Origin of the sequence: Robertkochia solimangrovi, from assembly GCF_007279655.1 — a bacterium.
GTDB classification, from domain to species: domain Bacteria; phylum Bacteroidota; class Bacteroidia; order Flavobacteriales; family Flavobacteriaceae; genus Robertkochia; species Robertkochia solimangrovi.
This window is the reverse complement of record NZ_QKWN01000011.1, coordinates 80,682-101,153: the sequence shown is the minus strand read 5'-3', so window position 1 is coordinate 101,153 and position 20,472 is coordinate 80,682. Positions and strand designations below refer to the sequence as shown.

At 41.7% G+C, this 20,472-nt stretch carries 15 protein-coding genes; 10 read left to right on the top strand and 5 right to left on the bottom strand.

Features of this window, described 5'->3' with window-relative positions; all coding sequences use genetic code 11:
- Nucleotides 1-2: 2 nt before the first annotated feature.
- The 3 genes from DMZ48_RS15255 to nadA all read right to left on the bottom strand — a co-directional run bounded on the left by DMZ48_RS15255 (nucleotide 3) and on the right by nadA (nucleotide 3,053).
- A complete protein-coding gene (locus DMZ48_RS15255) occupies nucleotides 3-416 on the bottom strand; it encodes an HYC_CC_PP family protein (protein ID WP_242009231.1) in 414 nt (137 codons plus the stop codon).
- Nucleotides 417-555: 139 nt separating this feature from the next.
- Nucleotides 556-2,109, bottom strand: a complete 1,554-nt coding sequence (nadB, locus tag DMZ48_RS15250; RefSeq protein ID WP_143956029.1) for an L-aspartate oxidase — start codon at nucleotides 2,107-2,109, stop codon at nucleotides 556-558.
- Nucleotides 2,110-2,114: 5 nt separating this feature from the next.
- Entirely contained in the window at nucleotides 2,115-3,053 is a 939-nt protein-coding gene (nadA, locus tag DMZ48_RS15245; protein WP_338420314.1) for a quinolinate synthase NadA, read from the bottom strand.
- Between the two features lie 473 nt (nucleotides 3,054-3,526).
- On the opposite strand from nadA, the gene DMZ48_RS15240 reads away from it, so the two are divergent.
- The 8 genes from DMZ48_RS15240 (at nucleotide 3,527) to DMZ48_RS15205 (ending at nucleotide 13,170) form a co-directional block, all read left to right on the top strand.
- A complete protein-coding gene (locus DMZ48_RS15240) occupies nucleotides 3,527-5,047 on the top strand; it encodes an arylsulfatase (protein ID WP_143956027.1) in 1,521 nt (506 codons plus the stop codon).
- A 67-nt stretch (nucleotides 5,048-5,114) separates the two neighbouring features.
- Nucleotides 5,115-6,080, top strand: coding sequence for an AAA family ATPase (locus DMZ48_RS15235; RefSeq protein WP_143956026.1), 966 nt, complete (start codon nucleotides 5,115-5,117; stop codon nucleotides 6,078-6,080).
- Between the two features lie 7 nt (nucleotides 6,081-6,087).
- Nucleotides 6,088-7,023, top strand: a complete 936-nt coding sequence (locus DMZ48_RS15230) for a DUF58 domain-containing protein (protein WP_143956025.1) — start codon at nucleotides 6,088-6,090, stop codon at nucleotides 7,021-7,023.
- Between the two features lies 1 nt (nucleotide 7,024).
- A complete protein-coding gene (locus tag DMZ48_RS15225) occupies nucleotides 7,025-7,522 on the top strand; it encodes a DUF4381 domain-containing protein (protein WP_143956024.1) in 498 nt (165 codons plus the stop codon).
- The gene (locus DMZ48_RS15220) at nucleotides 7,506-8,510 is read left to right on the top strand and encodes a VWA domain-containing protein (RefSeq protein ID WP_143956023.1); all 1,005 of its coding nucleotides are present in this window, start codon (nucleotides 7,506-7,508) and stop codon (nucleotides 8,508-8,510) included. Before DMZ48_RS15225 ends, DMZ48_RS15220 begins: the two co-directional genes overlap by 17 nt.
- Nucleotides 8,507-10,165 (top strand): VWA domain-containing protein, encoded by a 1,659-nt coding sequence (locus DMZ48_RS15215; RefSeq protein ID WP_143956022.1) that lies wholly within the window; start codon nucleotides 8,507-8,509, stop codon nucleotides 10,163-10,165. Before DMZ48_RS15220 ends, DMZ48_RS15215 begins: the two co-directional genes overlap by 4 nt.
- The gene (locus DMZ48_RS15210) at nucleotides 10,155-11,486 is read left to right on the top strand and encodes a BatD family protein (RefSeq protein WP_143956021.1); all 1,332 of its coding nucleotides are present in this window, start codon (nucleotides 10,155-10,157) and stop codon (nucleotides 11,484-11,486) included. The genes DMZ48_RS15215 and DMZ48_RS15210 overlap by 11 nt, the downstream gene beginning before the upstream one ends.
- Before the next feature lie 127 nt (nucleotides 11,487-11,613).
- Complete coding sequence (locus DMZ48_RS15205) at nucleotides 11,614-13,170, top strand: arylsulfatase (RefSeq protein ID WP_143956020.1); 1,557 nt, start codon at nucleotides 11,614-11,616, stop codon at nucleotides 13,168-13,170.
- A gap of 241 nt (nucleotides 13,171-13,411) precedes the next feature.
- Here the strand turns inward: DMZ48_RS15205 and DMZ48_RS15200 are convergent, their stop codons facing one another.
- Entirely contained in the window at nucleotides 13,412-14,500 is a 1,089-nt protein-coding gene (locus DMZ48_RS15200) for a BamA/TamA family outer membrane protein (RefSeq protein WP_143956019.1), read from the bottom strand.
- Between the two features lie 283 nt (nucleotides 14,501-14,783).
- On the bottom strand, nucleotides 14,784-15,464 hold the full coding sequence (locus tag DMZ48_RS15195; protein ID WP_143956018.1) for a hypothetical protein: 681 nt from the start codon (nucleotides 15,462-15,464) through the stop codon (nucleotides 14,784-14,786).
- A 546-nt stretch (nucleotides 15,465-16,010) separates the two neighbouring features.
- Here DMZ48_RS15195 and DMZ48_RS15190 point away from each other — a divergent pair.
- A complete protein-coding gene (locus tag DMZ48_RS15190) occupies nucleotides 16,011-17,759 on the top strand; it encodes a LysM peptidoglycan-binding domain-containing protein (protein WP_143956017.1) in 1,749 nt (582 codons plus the stop codon).
- A gap of 69 nt (nucleotides 17,760-17,828) precedes the next feature.
- Nucleotides 17,829-20,459, top strand: a complete 2,631-nt coding sequence (locus DMZ48_RS15185) for a T9SS type B sorting domain-containing protein (protein WP_143956016.1) — start codon at nucleotides 17,829-17,831, stop codon at nucleotides 20,457-20,459.
- Nucleotides 20,460-20,472: the final 13 nt, after the last annotated feature.

Genomic DNA, 20,472 nt, shown 5'->3' with positions numbered 1-20,472 from the left:
CATCAGATCAGAAAAGTAGCATACATTACCGAAATGTCCGTGACCAGACGTGGTGGTGTGTAGAATTTGAAGGTTTCAGGTTCTTTATTTGCTTCTTCAAAAACCTGTAGCCAGCTTACAATAAACGTTTGAATGAAGTATTGCTGATCCAGTGAGATCTGGTCATATCCGGAAGAAAGATCATCCTGTCCCTGAAGTACAATCTTTTCGTCAGAACAACAGGTTGATTTAAGGTCCGGAGTATTTTGTTCCATATCGGAAACCATATCCATTCCGCAGGTATCAGCTTCACTGAATAAGGCAACATCAACCAAACTTCCCATACAAAAATGTTTGCTAATGGTGAATGAGGTTGTGGACAATAGCAAGAGCATCGCCATCGAAAAAGCCAATATTCGAATTGCCAGATTCTTCATTTCAGGTTCAAAGATACATAAAATAGTGATATTAGTGACAATAGTGATACTAGTGACAATAGTTTAATTGGAGCTCAATTATCAATTCTAAATTTTCAATTAATTCTTCATTCTTAATTCATAACTCATAACTCATAACTCATATCACGTTATCGACATTGAAGTATCCGCCCCGATTTTCTTTTCGCGCTCTTGACTGGTCGATGGTAAGGTGGGCGATATTGATCATATTGCGGAGTTCGCAAAGGCCTGTATTTATTTTAGACCGTTTATACAGCTCTTCCACTTCTTCGTATATAAGTTTCAGGTTTGCTGCTGCCATTTCCAATCTTCGATTACTGCGAACGATCCCTACATAATCCTGCATTAGAGACTGTAGTTTTCGGATATTGTGTCTTACGATTACATGTTCCTTATTGATAACGGTGCCTTTATCATCCCAATCAGGGATTTCGATGTCGGTTGGTACCGATTCTTTATCACTTTGATAAACATAACTATTATGAGCATAGACCAATGCTTCCAGAAGTGAGTTCGAAGCCAGTCGGTTAGCTCCGTGAAGTCCGGTTCGGGTACATTCTCCACAGGCAAAGAGGTTTTTGACGGAGGTTCGCCCTTGCATATCCACTTCGATTCCCCCACACAAGTAATGGGAAGCAGGAACTACAGGTATCCAGTCTTTAGCGATATCGATGTGCCGATTCATGCATTCTTCATAGATGTTTGGAAAATGGCCTTTGAATTTATCCATGTCCAAATGGGTACAGTCCAGATATACACATTCCTCTCCGGAATTTTTGAGTTCAGTATCGATACTTTTGGATACAATATCTCTGGAGGCAAGTTCGGCACGCTCATCATAGGTGGGCATGAAACGTTCGCCTTGTTTATTTCTGAGATAGGCTCCGAATCCCCGGACAGCCTCAGAGATCAGAAAGGATTGACCATCGCTTTTATCGAAGAAAACTGTAGGGTGAAATTGTACAAATTCCATATCCGAAACCCTGGCCTTTGCACGATACGCCATAGCAATACCATCACCAGTGGCGATCACAGGATTGGTGGTATGACCGTAAACCCTTCCGATCCCTCCAGTCGCGAGTAAGGTACTTCCTGCGATGATCTTACTGATCTTTCCGCTTTTCTGGTCGAGGACGTAGGCTCCAAAACAAGTTCGATTCTGCGTTAGGGGTATCTTAAGATGATGTTCGGTGATAAGATCCAATGCGAAATGATGATTATAGATAGCGATATTATCCAGCTTATGAACCCTTTTTAACAGAGCCATTTCAATTTCGTAGCCGGTAATATCCTTGTGATGAACGATCCTGTATTCGGAATGACCACCTTCCTTACCCAAATCCAGTTTACCATTGGGATCCAGATCGAAATTTGCACCCCAGGTAATAAGATCGTTTAACCGTTTAGGGCCTTCCTTCACGACCATTTCCACAACTTTTCGGTCACAAAGACCATCACCGGCAATGAGCGTATCTTCGATATGTTTTTGAAAGGAATCTTCAGCAACATTAAGCACCACGGCAACACCCCCCTGTGCATATTTGGTATTCGATTCATCTTCATCGGCTTTCGTAACGATGGTCACGGTTCTTTCCGGAAATTGTTCTGCCAGTTTTACAGCATAGGTTAGTCCGGCCACGCCGGAACCGATGATGAGATAGTCGGTTTTCATTTATTTTATTTAGAAAGCTCCAGCATACGTTCTATTGGTAACAGTGCACGATCCATGATTTTTTCATCCACATGAATCTCAGGAGTCTCGTTCAGAAGACAATCATATAGTTTTTGCATCGTGTTCACCTTCATATAGGCGCATTCGCTACAAGCACAGGTGTTATTCTCCTTAGAAGGCAAGGGAATCAATTCAGTTCCTGGAACTTCCTTTTGCATTTCATGAAGAATACCCGCCTCAGTTCCAACTATAAATTTCTTATCTGAATGTTGTTTGACATAGTTGATCATCCCTGCGGTAGAGCCTATATACTGAGCCGTTTTAAGAATATGGGTTTCTGATTCAGGATGGGCGATGATCACTGCTTCCGGATGTTCCTGATGCAGGTTTAAAAGTTTATCCATACTGAAAGCTTCGTGAACGATACAGCTACCATCCCATAAAAGCATTTCTCTTCCGGTCTGGCTCATAATATAGTTCCCAAGATTCTTATCCGGAGCAAAGATTATCGGTGTTTCCTTAGGTACTGAATTAACGATCTTCAATGCGTTGGAGGAAGTACAAACGATGTCGCTCAGGGCCTTGATCTCCGCGGAACAATTAATATAAGTAATGACCACATGATCAGGGTGAGCTTTTACAAAGGGTTCAAATAAAGAGGCCGGACATGAATCCGCCAGTGAGCAACCAGCATTCAAATCCGGAAGCACCACTTTTTTTGCAGGATTCAGGATCTTGGCAGTTTCTGCCATAAAATGTACTCCTGCAAAGACAATCATATCGGCATCGGTTTGAGCAGCTTGTTGCGATAATCCAAGACTGTCTCCCACATAATCCGCCACATCTTGTATTTCGGGACGCTGGTAATAATGAGCCAGAATAACAGCATTCTTTTCTTTCTTTAATCTGGCTATCTCTTTGGCATAATCCATTTCGAAAAATATTTTATTCGGAGGTATCTACTCAGTAAGAGGAACAAACCGTCAGGCTGAGATATGATAACGGCAAAGGTAATATTAAATAGTAGAATTAACGATGATTTAAAAATCAGAAGTAGGTTATATGAGCTAGTTCTTCTTAGGAATAACAAAATATTTCAGGACTGTTATTTCTATAAGTATAGTTTTTAATCAGCTGCGATCATTTTGCAAAAGAACCATATCCATTCTTTAAAGCCGGCATAGATAATACCGTGATTATTTATTAAATCAGTAAGAAATATCGCAAGTGTGTGCGTATTTAAAACGCAGTAAATGAGGTAAATACAACATAATACAAACGTAGAATATCGATGTTTTTGTCGGTTTTATCGACGTATGGCATTTCGATGTTAAATTTACATAATATGTTGTAGTAATTCTTTGATAATAAGCTATTTAGATTTAACTTTTTGAATCTAATAAAGATATAATCCATTATGAAACAACTAAATTTTAAAATTGAGGTATTGCTTTTTTTGGCTATCCTCAGTGTAGGCTTGTCATACAGTCAGGATAAACCAAACATTCTGGTCATTTGGGGAGATGACATTGGCTGGGCGAATGTCAGTGCCTATAATCAGGGAATAATGGGGTATAAGACCCCGAATATCGACCGAATCGCTAAAGAAGGTGCGATGTTCACCGATTGGTATGCACAACAATCCTGTACAGCTGGTCGGGCAGCATTTATTCTAGGACAACATCCATTCCGAACAGGTCTTTTAACGATCGGAATGCCGGGGGCAGAACAAGGAATCAAAGATAATCAACCGACCATAGCAGAACTTCTGAAACCACAGGGGTATATGTGTGGCCAATTTGGTAAGAATCACCTTGGGGATCGTGATGAACATTTACCGACCAATCATGGTTTCGATGAGTTTTTCGGAAATCTTTATCACCTGAACGCTGAAGAAGAACCGGAAGGGTACTATTATCCCAAAGATGAAGAATTTCGTAAGAAATTCGGGCCCAGAGGCGTGTTGCATTCCTATGCCGATGGCAGAATCGAAGATACAGGGCCACTGACCAAGAAACGTATGGAAACCGTGGATGAGGAATTCACAAATGCTGCTCTTGACTTTATCGAAAAAACACATGCTGCAGGAAAACCCTTCTTCGTTTGGCTGAGCGCAACAAGAATGCACGTATGGACTCACTTAAAAGAGGAAAGTGTGGGCGTTACAGGAATCGGACTCTATCCTGACGGAATGGTAGAGCATGATAAGGCTATAGGCGTTGTACTGGCAAAACTTGAGGAACTCGGTATAATCGATAATACTATTATTATGTATTCTACGGATAACGGGGCAGAGAAATTTACCTGGCCTGACGGAGGTACAACACCTTTTGCCGGTGAAAAAGGTTCAACCTGGGAGGGTGGTTTCCGCGCACCCTGTGCCATCAGATGGCCGGGTGTCATCAAACCCGGAACGATCTATAATGATATATTCTCTCATGAAGATATGATGCCTACCTTGGTAGCTGCGGCCGGAGAGCCCAATGTGAAAGAAAAGCTGTTGAGTGGTTATAAAGCGAATGGAAAAACCTTTAAATGTCATCTGGATGGATATAATCTGATGCCGTTTTTTAAGGGTGAAGTCAGTGAAGCTCCAAGAAATGAAATCTTTTATTTCGATGCAGGTGGAAATCTGAATGCCATTCGATATAAGGATTGGAAATTACATTTTACGATTATGGAGGGATCGATCAATGAAGCATATCGAAAAGCTCCATCCTGGCCTATTGCGATCAATCTCAGAGCTGACCCATACGAAGTTTCCTGGAAAGCCGCCCTTTATACCGAGTGGTACGGGGAAAATATGTGGCTTTTCGTTCCGGCTCAGGCCTACGCTACTCAATTTCTGAATACATTTAAAGAATACCCTCCTGTTATGGGTAGCTCTTTATCTATTGATAAGGTGGTACAGTCTCTCAGTTCACCGGCTCGAAATTAATCTAGTTTTAATATATAGGTAGCCCCGCTTTTATAAAGCGGGGTGTCCCTTTTAATCTCCATTAACAATGACTCCGATCGATGCGATTAACGAGTTAAGAACTCGCATGAATAGTTCAATTCTCGGACAGGAAACACTGGTAGACCGGATTTTACTGGTATTGCTTGCCGATGGTAATCTCCTGTTGGAAGGTCTGCCCGGCCTCGCTAAAACCAGGGCGATAAAAACGCTTGCCCATGAATTGAATTGTGGACTGAGCAGAATACAATTCACTCCGGATCTGCTGCCTTCTGATATTACAGGAACCGAGATCTATCAACCGGAACTGAAAGAACGTTTTGTATTTCAGCAAGGACCTATTTTTAGCAATTTGATACTGGCTGATGAAATAAACAGATCTCCTGCGAAGGTTCAGTCAGCTCTTTTGGAGGCGATGGAGGAAAGACAGGTTTCCGTTGCTGGTAAAACTTATCCGATGGAACCTCTTTTTATGGTCATGGCCACCCAGAATCCTATCGAGCAGGAAGGCACCTATCCATTACCAGAAGCACAGATGGATCGATTTCTGATGCACGTGATCATCGGCTATCCAAATGAGGCTTCAGAGGTGGGAATACTAAGATTAAACAGACAGGAGCAAAAGAATGGAACTCCTGTGAAAAAAGAAAAGATAGAGCCTGAATCCATATTTGATGCCAGAAAGGAAATTCTGGTGGTGAAGACCTCTGAAGCGATGGAAAAATATATGGTCGATATAATTGAAGCAACTCGATATCCGGATCGGTATGATCAGGAATTGGCTACCTGGATCGATTTTGGGGCGAGTCCGCGTGGGACTATCGCTCTAGATCGTTGTTCCCGGGTTCATGCTTGGATGCGAGGAAGCGATTTTGTTACTCCCGATGATATTCGTGCTGTAACCGCAGATTGTCTAAGGCACCGTCTGGTACTTAGCTATGAAGCCCGTGCCGAAGGTATTACCACCGCTCAGGTTATTGATAATGTTTTAAAAAAGGTTGCCGTGCTGGCATAAGTTGCGTATGTCAAAAGAAGATCAGGAATATCCAGCCGACATTTTTATTTCTCTAAAGGAAATGCTACACCTGGAACATACTGGGAAGAATATCAGTCTTCTCGCCAGAAATCAGCCGGTCAACAGTGTTTTAGGAGGAAGGCACGCTTCCAGGATCAGGGGTCGCGGACTTGATTTCGAAGAGGTAAGAACCTATGTGAATGGCGATGATGTGCGAACCATAGACTGGAAGGTTACGGCCAGAACGAAAAAGACGCATGTTCGGGTCTATAAAGAAGAAAAGGAAAAACCTGTTTTTATCGTGGTAGACCAATCCAAATCAATGTTCTTCGGATCGGTAAAGAAAACCAAAGCCGTTGTTGCAGCTGAAATCGCAGCAATCATTGCTTTTAGTATTCTTAATGACGGTGATCGGGTTGGCGGGATGGTGTTTTCTGATGATGGTACCGATATTGTCTTTCCTAAAAGAGACCGAAGAAACATTATGCGTTTTCTGGAAACGATCGAAATGCGTAATCATCAATTGAGGGATTCTGATCCGGTAGATTTTGAAGTTGCTTTAAAGGAAGCTACGCAGAGGATCTTTAATCTGGTGACTCATGATTTTCTGGTGATCATTATCAGTGATTTTTTCAGACAGGAAGAAAGTTTTTTAAAATCACTGGCCAGAATTTCAAGACATAATGATGTGATTCTGGCAAAGGTGAGTGATCCACTGGAAATAAAACTCCCTGATACAGATGTTATTTTCGGAGACCGACAACAACAGGTTTCGCTGATTTCCGGTCAGGATAATTTGCGCGGTGCGTATCAGGAAGCCATGGAGAAAGAAATAAATCAATTTCGGGACAGAACTAAAAAATATCGAATTCCGGTGCTTGAATTTAATACGGCCATACCGATAGATAAACAACTTAAAGATCAATTGTCTAAAAAGAGGTAGGATGATGTATGTAAGAAGTCTGTACCTGTCCATATCCGAGTTAACTCAGAATCTGAAGACAGGTTCACTGGAGAAACTGTACGAACCTCCAAAAGTTCAATTTTCATTTGAAACCTATGGATGGATGGTGCTCCTTATCATTTTGATCTTGCTCCTTATGTATCTCATTTGGAGATTTATTCAAAAGGATCGTTATCGAAGGATTGCAATCCGGAATTTAGAACATCTGGCTAAGGATAACGAAAATTCTGCCCTTGGCATACTCATTTTGTTAAAGAATCTGGCAATGGATGTTTACGGTCGTGAATCGATCGCAGCATTAAACGGGGAAGACTGGTTTTCTTTTTTGGATGCAAGAGCCAGTAGCGTTGATTTTTCTTCGATGGCAGATTCGCTGAATGCGCTTGTTTATAAAAACATACCTCTTGAAAATGAGCAACGTTCGAGTTTGTTCATGTATGCAAAAAAATGGATCAGGAATCATGAACGAAAACTTTGAGCTGTTATATCCTTGGATCTTTGTGTTGTTGCCTTTTCCCTTACTGGTATATTGGCTGCTACCTCCTTTGCATTCAAAAAGCACTTCAATATTTTATCCGACCTTTTCAAGGATGGTCTCTTATACCGGTGCAAAGCCCAGAAAAGCAGCTGAGGTTAGGCGCAGGAAGTTTCTTAACTGGATAGTTCTGTATCTCTGCTGGGCCTTGCTATTATTTGCGCTTTCTTCACCGCAGTTAACCGGTGAACCTAAGATGAAGGTCAAAACCTCCCGAAGCTTTTTAATCGCAGCTGATATTTCAAACAGTATGTCAACAAGCGACTGGGTCGAAGCGGGTAGAAGAGTTCGACGCTGGGATGGCGTTAAATCGGTGTTACAAAAGTTTATCGATGACCGTGAAGGAGATCGAATGGGACTTATCTTCTTTGGCTCGGCAGCCTATATTCAGGCACCTTTTACTCCCGATTTGAAAACTGTCAATCATTTGATGGAAGAAACAGACGTTGGTATGGCCGGGCAACTTACCCATATCGGAAAGGCCATCACCAAAGGTATGTCAATGTTCGAAAAGGATACTTTAAAATCCAGGGTAATGTTATTGCTAACCGATGGGGTGGATGCAGGTGATGATATACAACCTATCGATGCTGCAAACATGGCGGCAAAAGATTCAGTGGTGATCTATACCCTTGGAATCGGTGAACCCGGTACTTCCGGCAGCGATCTTGACGAAAGAACCCTTCGGCAAATATCGGAAGTAACAGGAGGAAAATATTTTTTGGCAAAGGATCAAAACGAGTTAGAAAAAGTCTACGAAGAATTGGATAAACTTGAACCGATCGAATATGAAGAGGAAGAGAACCGACCGGTAACGCTTTTATACATGTATCCGCTTAGCGGTGTATTGCTATTGTTATTCATTTCCTGGATGATCAATCAATTGGTGATGTTCTGGCAGGCATTTCGTCAATCAAAATATAATCGATGAATGAATATTTACCCATAGACTGGAATGCGTTTCATTTTTTGAGACCGGTTTTCTTATGGTTGTATATTCCTGTAATCATATTCGGAATTCTTGGGTTTATCCGGTTTAAGAAAAAAGCACCCTGGGAAACATTGATCGCTCCCCATTTACGTCCCTATATTATCAAAAAGGGGAATGAACGCACTGCCATTTTTATGCATGTGATGTGGATCATTGCCATTTCTTTGGGGGTTATCGCTATTGCAGGGCCAACCTGGCATCAAAGGGATGTGGATAAACAACAGATCGAAAGTCCTGTGTTTATCGTTTTGGAATTGTCAGCATCAATGATGTCGGAGGATATCCCTCCCAATCGTCTTGAACGTGCTAAGTTTAAAATGACGGATCTACTCGATGCCAAACCGGGAGCTCGCTTCGGATTACTTGCCTACGCCGGAACAGCACATTCGGTGGTTCCGCTCGCAGATGATTACGAAATAGTCAAGGATCATTTGAATTCATTACAGCCTTCGGTTATGCCTTTTAAAGGAGCGGATCTGAGAAGTGGTCTTGACCTGGTTGATTCACTGAGTGTAAATGTTGAAGCTCCTGCAAGAATAGTACTTTGTATCGATGATATCGATGAGACTCTGGCCGGGATTCTCCAGGCTTATGCCGGCAGATCGCAAAATATGCTGGAGATTATTCCTTTTAATCTAAATCCCGGTTCGTCAGGTCAGCAATCAGCCGGTTTTATAGATCGGAATATCATGACGAAACTCGATGGAACCAAAGGGATAGAGGTCAATTATCTGACGATGGATAACAGCGATATGGAAATGCTTTCCAAGCGAATACGCGAAAATTTGATCTATCATAAAGATGATAATGAACAAGAGCCGCAGTGGGTTGATATGGGGTGGTTTCTCATGATTCCTATGGCGTTACTATTATTATGGTGGTTCAGAAAAGGCTGGGTTCTGTATTTGTTCCCGCTGATGGTGTTAACCTCTTGCAGCAAGGAAAGACGCTTTGCAGATCTATGGTACACACGCGATTATCAGGGACAGCGCATGAGTGACCATGGAGATTACAGCAATGCTGCCGAAAGGTATGATGAACCTATGAGAAAAGGGGTGGCTTATTATAAGGCCGGTGATTATGAGGCTGCCAAGCGTGAATTCAAAAGAGATTCCACTGCGAATGGATTTTACAATCTGGGAATTACATTGATAAAAACCGGGGATACGCTCATGGCTAAAATGGCTTTTGATGAGGCCTCACGTCTGAACCCCAATATGGAAAATGCACGAAAGAATTCTGAGGTGTTAAAAGGATGGTCTCCAGTGTCTGAAAAGGATAAAAAACAACAGGAAGATCCGGGATCCAATAATAAGAACAGACAAAATACAAGTGCTGAAGATCTGAGTGGAGGAGGTCAGGAGGCGACGAAAAAGGATATGGAAAAGGAACGCCTTGAGGAGAATGTCGCTACGGATATGCGAACGGGAAAGGAAAGCGATCAATTAGGAGAGCCGGGTGCAACAAAGAACGATGGAGCAAAAATCATGCTTAGAAAAGTGAATGACGACCCGGCAGAGTTTTTAAGAAAAAAATTCAGATACCAGGCCAGAAAAGATCATTTGCAACCAAATTCAGGAGGGAATGAAAATTAAAACGCTTAAATATTTTATGCTCTTTTTCATACTCTTGTTGAGTATGCCAACGGTATGCTCCCAACAGGTCTGGGCTGATCTTTATGTTAATAAATCTGAAGTTTTGGTAGGGGAGCCACTGGATCTAAAGGTGACAATGTATACTTCCACCTTTTTTAGTGAAGGGGTTAATCCAGGTAATATTCAAATCCAGGGGGCATTTGTGGTTTATCTCAACGGGCAAAGTAAGTCTTTCAGGAAGAATGGCAATACTTATGCAGGGGTGACGATGAGTTTTAAAGTATTCCCCTTTCAATCAGGAGTCCTGAAAATTCCTCCACTTTCCTTTACAGTGACATCACCTTCCCCTGGGAATTATAAGGGAACTCCGCATAAGGTAAGCACCGATGAAAAAGAGATCGATGTAAAACCAGCTCCCGATGAATATAATGATGGAATGTGGCTTGTAGCATCTTCTCTTACTATCAGAGACAGAAATGCAGGAGAAGCGTTAAAGATGAAAACAGGAGAAGTATTTGAAAGAGCGATCGATCGTTCGGCTTCCGGAACGGTTGGTGAAATGATACCACCGGTGCAATGGGATACCTTACCCGATGTTAGTTTATATCCCGGACGAGCCTCGGTGAGTACTCGCAAAACGAAAACCGCCATAACAGGTGTTAGAAGAGAATCAGCCAAATACCTGTTTGAAAAGGCAGGTACCTATGAATTGCCGGAAAAGGTTTTTCAATGGTATAATCCTTATACTAAAAAAGTTTCAAACCGCACATTGAGCAAAATTATTATCGATGTCATCGAAAATGAAGACAGTGGTATTCTCGCCACCGTTAAAGATTCACTTTCCGTTGTAACCACCAGTGATGATACCGAAATAAAAAAGGCAGCAGTTACGATCATGGGAATGACTTTAAAGGAGTTTCTGTTAATGTTGGTGACACTTCTGATCTTACTCGTCATCAGTTTTAAGGTTATCCGGCATTACCTGAAGGTATACAGAAAAAGAAGGGCAGTTTACAGGAATTCGGAAGCCTGGTACTTCAGACGATTTCTCAAAAATATCAAAAAGAGAACATCCGGGTCTGTGATCAATGCCCTCTACAGATGGCTGGATCAAACAGGCACAGGTATCTATGATCTGGAGTCTTTAGGTACGTATGGTAACTCCATAAAGCTAGATGAAGAAATCGCGAAAATTGCCGATGCGATAAACGAAAATAAAAAAGAAATTTCGCTCGATAGAAAATTCTGGAAGGAATTCAGAAAGTCGGTAATCGGCATTTCTCCAATCGATAGTTCGACTGGACAATGGATCAATCCATAATTCAAATAAAAATAACGATCTAAAAATCAGATTGTTATATAAATATTGTAAATTAAGACTCTCTTATCCACAAATTTAGCCCTGTTGTGGTCAGGTCTGTAAAATTGTAAACCAAATTACTTTTAATATGAATTTTAGAAATATTCTTCTTGCGTTGATACTGATGGGGTTTACCCAGGTATTTCCGCAACAAAAACCGAATATTCTGGTCATCATGGGTGATGATATAGGGTATTGGAATCTGAGTTATAACAATCGTGGGATGATGGGGTATAAGACACCCAATATTGACCGGTTAGCCCACGAAGGTGCGATCTTTACGGATTACTATGCTGAACAGAGCTGTACAGCCGGAAGGGCGGCTTTTATTACCGGGCAAATGCCGGTTCGGACAGGGATGACGAAAGTGGGTGTGCCGGGATCTACCTTAGGAATACAAAAGGAGGATCCAACCCTGGCGGAACTTTTGAAACCATTGGGATATGCTACGGGTCAGTTCGGAAAGAATCACCTGGGAGATCTGGATGAATTCCTTCCAACCAATCATGGTTTTGATGAATTCTTTGGAAATCTTTACCACTTAAATGCTGAGGAGACTCCTGAAAATCCGTATTATCCCAAGAACCCGGAGTTCAGAAAGAAATATGGTCCCAGAGGAGTGATTCATTCCTATGCCGATGGGAAAATTGAAGATACCGGTCCTTTGAACATGAAGCGTATGGAAACCGTTGATCAGGAATTCCTGGATGCGGCTAATAATTTTATGGATAAGTCTGTAAAGGCTAATAAACCCTTCTTTGTTTGGTTCAATACCACTAGAATGCACTATGTTACGCATGTACCGGAATCCTATGAAGGAAAGTCTGGCTTGAACTTCTATGCTGATGGTATGATGCAGCATGATGATCAGATCGGAATGATCCTCGATAAATTGGATGAATTGGGCGTAAGCGAGAATACGATCGTGATCTACACTACAGACAATGGTCCACATTTCAATATGTGGCCGGATGGTGGAATCACACCATTCCGTGGTGAAAAGAATACCAACTGGGAAGGTGCTTACCGGGTACCATGTGTTATCAGATGGCCGGGTAAGATTGAAGCAGGTTCCGTAGTTAATGAGGTTGTAGCCGGAAATGATTGGGTGCCTACGCTTATGGCTGCTGCCGGAGATACAGGAATAAAAGATAAATTATTGAAAGGTTATGCTGCCGGAGGTATGAACTACAAGGTTCATTTGGATGGATATAATCTTTTACCATTTTTAACCGGACAGCAGCAAGTAACCAAAAATGAATTTGGTGCTACAAACTGGCCCAGAAGGGAGTTCTTTTATTGGAATGATGATGGTCAATTGGTCGCTCTGAGATATGATCGTTGGAAGCTTGTATTCATGGAACAGCAATCGTCAAAATTCGGCGTATGGATGTATCCGTTTGTAAGTCTTAGGATTCCGTTGATCTTCGATCTGAAAATGGATCCGTTTGAAAGGGCACAGCATAATTCAAATGTTTATTACGAATGGATGGAAGGAATCATGCAGTTCGCAGGCGTGGCAGCTCAGGATATAACTGGCGAAATGGTTATGAGCTTCAAGGATTATCCACCGAGGCAAAAACCAGCATCCTTTAACCTTGATGAAGTTATGGATAAAATGAGAAGCGGAAGTAAAGGGAATTGATTCCTGATTACTAAAGCAAAATAGTAACTAGAAAAAGTAACTGTTCTTCAGTATTCTATGATCATGAAGAACCGTTACTTTTTTATGAAATATGGATTATGAATTAAGAATTAAGAATTAAGAATTGAGAATTATGAATTAAGAATTGAGAATTGAGAATTGAGGTTTAGAGTTAATTATTATCCATAATCCTTAATCCAAATCCATAATCCTTTATCCATAATTAATTTAAAGTAGTTTCTTAAAATGCTTCTCCGATTCTGAAGTATAGTCCCCAGTCACCTTTTCCAACTGCAGCATCCAGGCCTATATTGAACTTGACAGCTTTAAAAGCCCGGTAGCGATAACCTACGCCAATACCGGGGTAGAGGTCCCAATTGAAGTCCTCTGTGTCAGATCCGTAGATGGTTGAAAGTCCGGCGAAACCAACCAATCCCATTTTCTGACTGAAGTTATAGCGATATTCACCCTGGATAGCGATCTGACCATCACCTCTGTATTTACCTTCCGAATAACCACGGATGTCTTTACCTCCCAGAGTTACTTGCTGTTCGAATGGAATATCACCGAGTCCAAAACTTCCGAAGAAACGGGCTGCGATCACATCGGTATCTTTCCTTACCCCATAATACTGATTCAGGATTGTCACTACGCGATTTGCATTGCTCTCATTTCCGAACCATTCCGGATAAGTGATCCAGCGAAGTCTGACTTTTCTTCCATTGTAAGGATAGTAGACATCTGAGCGGGTATCCCAAAGCGCACTTAATTCTATACCGTGTGTACGTGTAATGGAGGATGGTTGCACTTCATCCTCATAATCTGTATCAAAATAGGAGAAGGTGTAGGTGAGTCCGCCATAAAGATGCTCCATAATTTTACGTTGTGCTCCAATACTTATGATGCTTGTTTTGGTTCCATAATCATAAAATCCGGGGGCATCCAGGTCATCCATGAAGAATTGAGAATTATGATCGCCTGTTACGGCAAAAAAATTGATTCTCCAGGTGTCTTCAGAAAGGTATAGTTTGTTGAATAAAGCGATAAAATAGGAACCATTTGTCGTGTATACGGCCGAGATGCCGGATAGAGATTTGGGAGAGATGGTGTCATTCTTCATCGGACGATACATCGCCATCGGGATCACCCCGAACATGAATTTCAGATCACGGTTATAATTGATAAAAGGCATTACAGTGAGATCGATCTTCTTTTGTTTTTTGTCATTCTGAAGTGAGTCGGTTACTTGCTGGGCATTGATTGATATTGGAAAGCTAAGGATGGTTATCCAGAAAACGATTGTTAAAGTTCCGAGGTGTTTGGATCTCATTTATCAAAATTTTAGGGTAGTCGCTGACGAATGTTAGTCAGTAGGCCTAAGATAAATAAAATAAATGTAAGTTTAAGATAATCAAGTGTTTATGTTAAATTGGAGACTGCTTGAAATCTGCTTGTCAGATGACGCACTGAAAGTGACGATCCTGCTCCCGATTCTCGGGACAACTGCGGCGACGTCGAGTGTCATCCCTATTTAGGCACTTTAGCCTTAAATGCGGAAGTGAACTGTTTCACAGACTCAGTTACTGTCACCAGTATAGTGTCACCAATACGATTTATTTATAATAGAAGAACCAGTTTCCGTGAAAGTTGTTTTCGAAATTTTCTTTGCTATCCAGATAGATCACGAAATTATCTCTTTCGAAATAGTTGAACTCATCATATTTCTTCAGTAATTCAAAATACATATCGGTCCACTTCATATGTGATTTGGTAAACATGAATCTCCGTACCTGATCGTCGGTATATAGAAAAAAGGTAGTGCCAGAGGGCCCCCGGGAAATTTTCCAGATCACAGGATTATCGATCTCTTTTTGAAGGGATTCGATCTCATCAGAAGTTATTTGTTCATTTATGGAGATTCTGGCGATCGGTTTAAAAGCCGTAAATTCCACTTGCAACTCATTTAAATCAAATTGGGGAAAGGATTTTCCGTTTAACCCAGCGTGGAGGTCGGTATCTGCGCTCCCTTGATTATGCGGTGTTAATGCTTTAAACTGTTCCTTAATGGCATCGACATGTTTGCTTTTGAAGAATGTGTGGAACTTGTTTTGGAAGGGTTCGAGATCACGATCCCTTTCAAACCATATTTCTAGAGTAGGGATACGGTTTTCTCCTTTAACCTCAAAATATATATTTATTGGTGTAACTTCGTAATTGGCTTGAATCCAATCTGCTAAGGGCTGAAAATCATCTCGTAAAGCATTCCTTCCCTGAAGGATTTCTTTAGTTTCCAAATAAGCGTTTTCAACAGAAAGAACCATAACCACAGAAATTTAATATGTATTATTTTTGCAAACTTAACCCATCTAAGCTACTAATTTTGCAATAATTTTCCATAAATAAACGATGAGGAGAAGGCTATTCGGTTGAATGGCAACAGCGTAATATTGAAATTAAAAAGGAAATAATGATCTGAAAAACATTGGTCAGAAATCGTGATTGTAACTTCACGATAATGTCAGTAAATTCGTGATTTTTAAGGAATTATTATGAGGTAATTTATAGTATATTTTTTATTATTTTCGATGAAATGACATTACAACCCTATATATTGATGCGTTCATCGATTATTTTAGTCCATACATCTATATTAGTGCATCTTCGCCCATTGATTGGGAATGGAACTTCAACCTGTTGGTAAACTGTGCTGTTCTGATGTCTGAATTGACTTGTTTTGTTGTTGATAAAATATTGACATCTTAAGAAGGATACCATTTTCAAGCTATTTTTTTGTGTTATATTTAATTACAAACTTTAGGCATAGTATACTGGGTACGGGTATGGGAGTAAAATCAAATAAATATGTTATCTATGTAACGTTCATTTGTCTTTGCTTTCATTTCATGAACGGGCAAAACACCGGAAAGCATGTAGTGAAGGCAGGGGAGACGTTGTATAGTATATCCAGAGCCTACGATCTTACCGTAGAAGCATTGCTGGCATTGAACCCAAGGCCGGAAGAGATAATCTATGTTGGTGAATCCCTCATCGTTAAATCCGGAACGGTTAATCCAACAACCTATATCGTTCAACCCGGAGATACCAAATCTGCAATTTCGCAAAGATTTAATATAACTATAAAAGATCTGGATGCTATGAATCCGGGGATCTCAGATGGATTAAAATCAGGAGAGATGATCCGTCTTATTCCCGTATCTGAAGAGCCGGGTGTTTACATTATTCAACCCGGAGACACCAAATTCAGTCTTGCCCGTAAATATGGGGTGAGTATCGGTGAACTTGAACGGGCTAACCCAAATATTGTTCCGGTTCTTATGGCAGGAGACCGACTGGTTAATCCCAGATCTACCGAGGTGCCGAAATTTGAAAAGCCAACTTCCGTGACCACAACTAAACCAAATGTGAAACCCGATACTACACCGGTCAGTATCGTTGAGAAAGATCCGGTTGTGCCGCCGGTAAAAACGGGTCCTCAGAAATCGGTTTCCGGTAATATGGTAAATTCTGTTGTGTCCGGAAGCAAAGCCAGACTCGTTTTTCTTTTGCCTTTTTCAGAATCGCAATTCTCCTCTAAGGATGTGGAATCAGCCGAATCTGAAGATATAAAAAGAAATTATCAGTTCTATCAGGGAGCAAGTCTGGCGATGGAAGCGGTTAAATTAAAAGGCGTTGACGTACAACCATCGATCGCAACCATAGCTGCACAGACCGATGCAGCAACCGTTAAGGCAATGCTGGAAAAATATAATTGGGACAATTCACAGGCGATTATATCACCTTATTTTGATTATCCGACCAAGGCAGCAGCTGAGGTTGTGGTTGCAGCGGGAATTCCTGTGATTACTGCGTCAAACAATCCTGATTTCACGGGTATTAACAATATCTATGAGGGTGTTCCTTCCATCAATGCACAACGTGAAAAGCTTATTGGTTATATCAAGAGCTCCGGTGATCCGAATATCGTTGTAATTCATGATCCGGTTCGGTTAGAGAGCGAGGCTTTTCTCGCCAAATACATGCCGGAAGCGATTCTTGTTAAGACCAATGAACAGGGTATTTTTGATGATGAAGCATTGGTGTCGAAATTGAGAAAAGATAAGAAGAATTTTATCTTGATCGATAGTCCGAGAAACCGGGTGTTTTTGAATACCACCAATTTATTGCTTCGCGAAATGGGTGGGTTTAATATGCAATTGGCAGTTTTGGATGAACATTTGATACCTGCAGATAGAGATGTATCTCATAAGCGTTTTCAGGTTTTGAATATGATTTATCCGTCACCGGAACTATCAGGATTGAATACGATCCCGGAATCATTCGGGAAAATATATAAAAAGCGTTTTGGGGGTACTCCTTCAAACGATGCTTATTTTGGATATGTGCTCACTTTCGACACACTGCTAAGGATCGCTCAGCAAGAAGGGTTCAACGGTTCTCTATCAACAGGATTTACCGAGTTCAATGGCGTGAATTACAGATATGAAAAAGGAAATACCGGCCCCTACCTGAACAATGGTATTAACCTACTTCAATTTGATTCCAGATCAGGATTGAAAATTCTGGAGTAAGAATTCGCAAAAACGAAAAAAGATTAATAGTATAACATACCCGATTTTGTAGCGTAACCCCGGTTGTATATGAGGAAAAATTCACCCCTGATCAATATTTATTGCAAAATATTTTGTGCATTTGCAATGCTTCTAAGTAGTTTTCAGATAGCAGCTCAATGTCCTACGGTTACTCAATCCACACAGTCCTTTTGTGATGTTGAATCCAGTCTTGTAGGAGACCTGATCGCAACTGATAATGGTGGTGGCATAGTCTGGTATGCAACCGCTACCAGTACCACTCCATTAGGTTCTAACATTGAACTCGTCAATGGAGAGGATTATTATGCCGATGACAATACCGGTAGTTGCGAGAGTCGGGAAAGAGTGGATGTCGTGATCTACGGTCCACCAGTCGGACTCAATTTTCAGGGAGTATGTTCCGGCGAAAATACCGATATCACACTTGCAGCACTGGAAGCTGAAGGGAATGATGTCAAATGGTACACCAGCGCAACAGGAGGGTCTCCATTACCATTGACAACGGTAATTGAAAGTAGTATGATCTATTATGCCGATCAGGCAAATCCTGATACAGGTTGTCGTACATCGCGTTTAGCGGTTTTCGTAAATATCAGTGTGGTTGCAGCTCCTGAGGGTGAGGAGTTCCAGAATTTTTGTAATGACCCAGACTCACCACCTGTAGTAGGTGATCTCGATGCTACCGGAAATAACAACTGGTATGCTACAAGTTATTCTGTGGTTCCACTTGATCCGTCCACACCACTGATCGATGGAGAAGATTATTATGCCAGTAAGATTGAACCGCCTTGTGAAAGTGTGGAACGTCTTAAAGTTGTCGTGGATCTTCAGCCGGTTAATAATTCAGGAAACAGCGGATCCCTCGATATTTGTATCTCTGAGCTGGAAACTACAGGAACCATAAATCTTTTTGATATTCTGCAAGGTAATCCTGAATCCATTGGGGTTTGGGAAGGCCCTTTATCTATAACTAACGGTAGTGTTGGTACCATTGATCCTTCGGGAATGACCGTAGCGGATAGTCCATATACATTTACTTATACCGTCGATAAGCCCGATACTGAGTGTCCTGCCAGTAGTACCACGGTATCCGTTTCGATCGTACCGCTGGTCAATGCAGGAGAGAACGGTACGCTTGCCTTATGTGATATTGCGCCTCCACAGGATCTGTTTTCCCGTTTGGGAGGAGAACCTGATGCCGGAGGAGTATGGACGCCCACTTTAAGCAGCGGTTCGGGAATATTTGATCCTGCTGTGGATGCAGCGGGTATATATACATATACCGTTTCCGGGCAATTACCGTGTAGCGATGATACTGCAACGGTGACCGTAACGATCAATACTGCACCCGATCCCGGAACTGATGGAGCAGTGACACTTTGTACAGTCGATGATCCGGTAGACTTGTTTGGTTTACTGGGAGGATCTCCGGAAACCGGAGGTACCTGGTCGCCACAATTGTCCGGAGGGGGAAGTATCTTTGATCCTGCTGTGGATGAAGGGGGGGTATATTCCTATACCCTGACCAGTGGTGACGCTTGCGGAGAAGTCAGTGCTAGTGTTACTGTAACGCTTATCCCTGATCCGAATGCGGGAACCAATGCTAATATCATTGTATGTGCTGATAATGGCCCTGTTGATCTCTTTGAGTACATAGGAGGATCGCCCGACGCCGGAGGGGTCTGGAATCCCGCATTATCTGGTGGGAATGGAATATTCGACCCGAATTTAGATACAGATGGTACTTATACCTATACCGTAACAGGGTCTGCACAATGCGGACTTACCGATTCTTCTCAGATTACCGTTACTATTGAGGCTAATCCGGTGATTACCGGGGCTGTCATTACCGTCGGTGATATTTGTCTTGGCGAAAGTACAGTTGCGATGATCTCCGGCGCTGATCAATTAACCTCCGGGGATTATCAGATAACCTATACGTTGCTCGGAGCAAATAATTCAGAAACGACAACGACTGTGACTTTTGCAAATGGTTCCGGAGAGTTTACAATCGAATCATCGGATCTATCGAATGAGGGTAGTACCACGATCGTTATCGATCAGTTATCACGGGCAGTGTCCGGGTGTGATGCTGATGTTTCTGTAGTTCCTTCTGGTAGTTTTACAATAGAATCAAGTCCAGAACCACAACTCGTTGAAAGTGGTGCGACCTTCTGTGGAAGTGACGCACCTACCATAGCTGATCTCGGCGGTAATCTTACCGGCGTAGAATCTTATGTATGGTATGATAATGAGACCGGAGGCACTCCCTATGATCCATCGGATCTTTTGGTTGACGGCCAGACCTATTATGCCACAGGAGTGAATGCTTCCGGATGTGAAAGTGTTACCCGACTTGCGGTAACGGTGGAATTTGAGGTTTGCGAATCGGATCTTCTGATTCCTGACGGATTTTCACCCAATGGGGATGGAATCAATGACACCTTTAAAATTAACAATCTGAGAGAGCTTTATCCGAGCTTTACACTAGAAATATTCAACCGATACGGAAATGTACTCTATGAAGGAAATCAAGGTACACCGGATTGGGATGGAAACGCGCAAAAAGGAGCAACGATAGGAAGCAATACCTTGCCTGTAGGTGTGTACTTTTTTATATTGAATTTTAACGATGGAAGCAGGGAGCCTTTACAAGGTCGGGTCTATCTCAACAGATAAGTATAGTATTTTA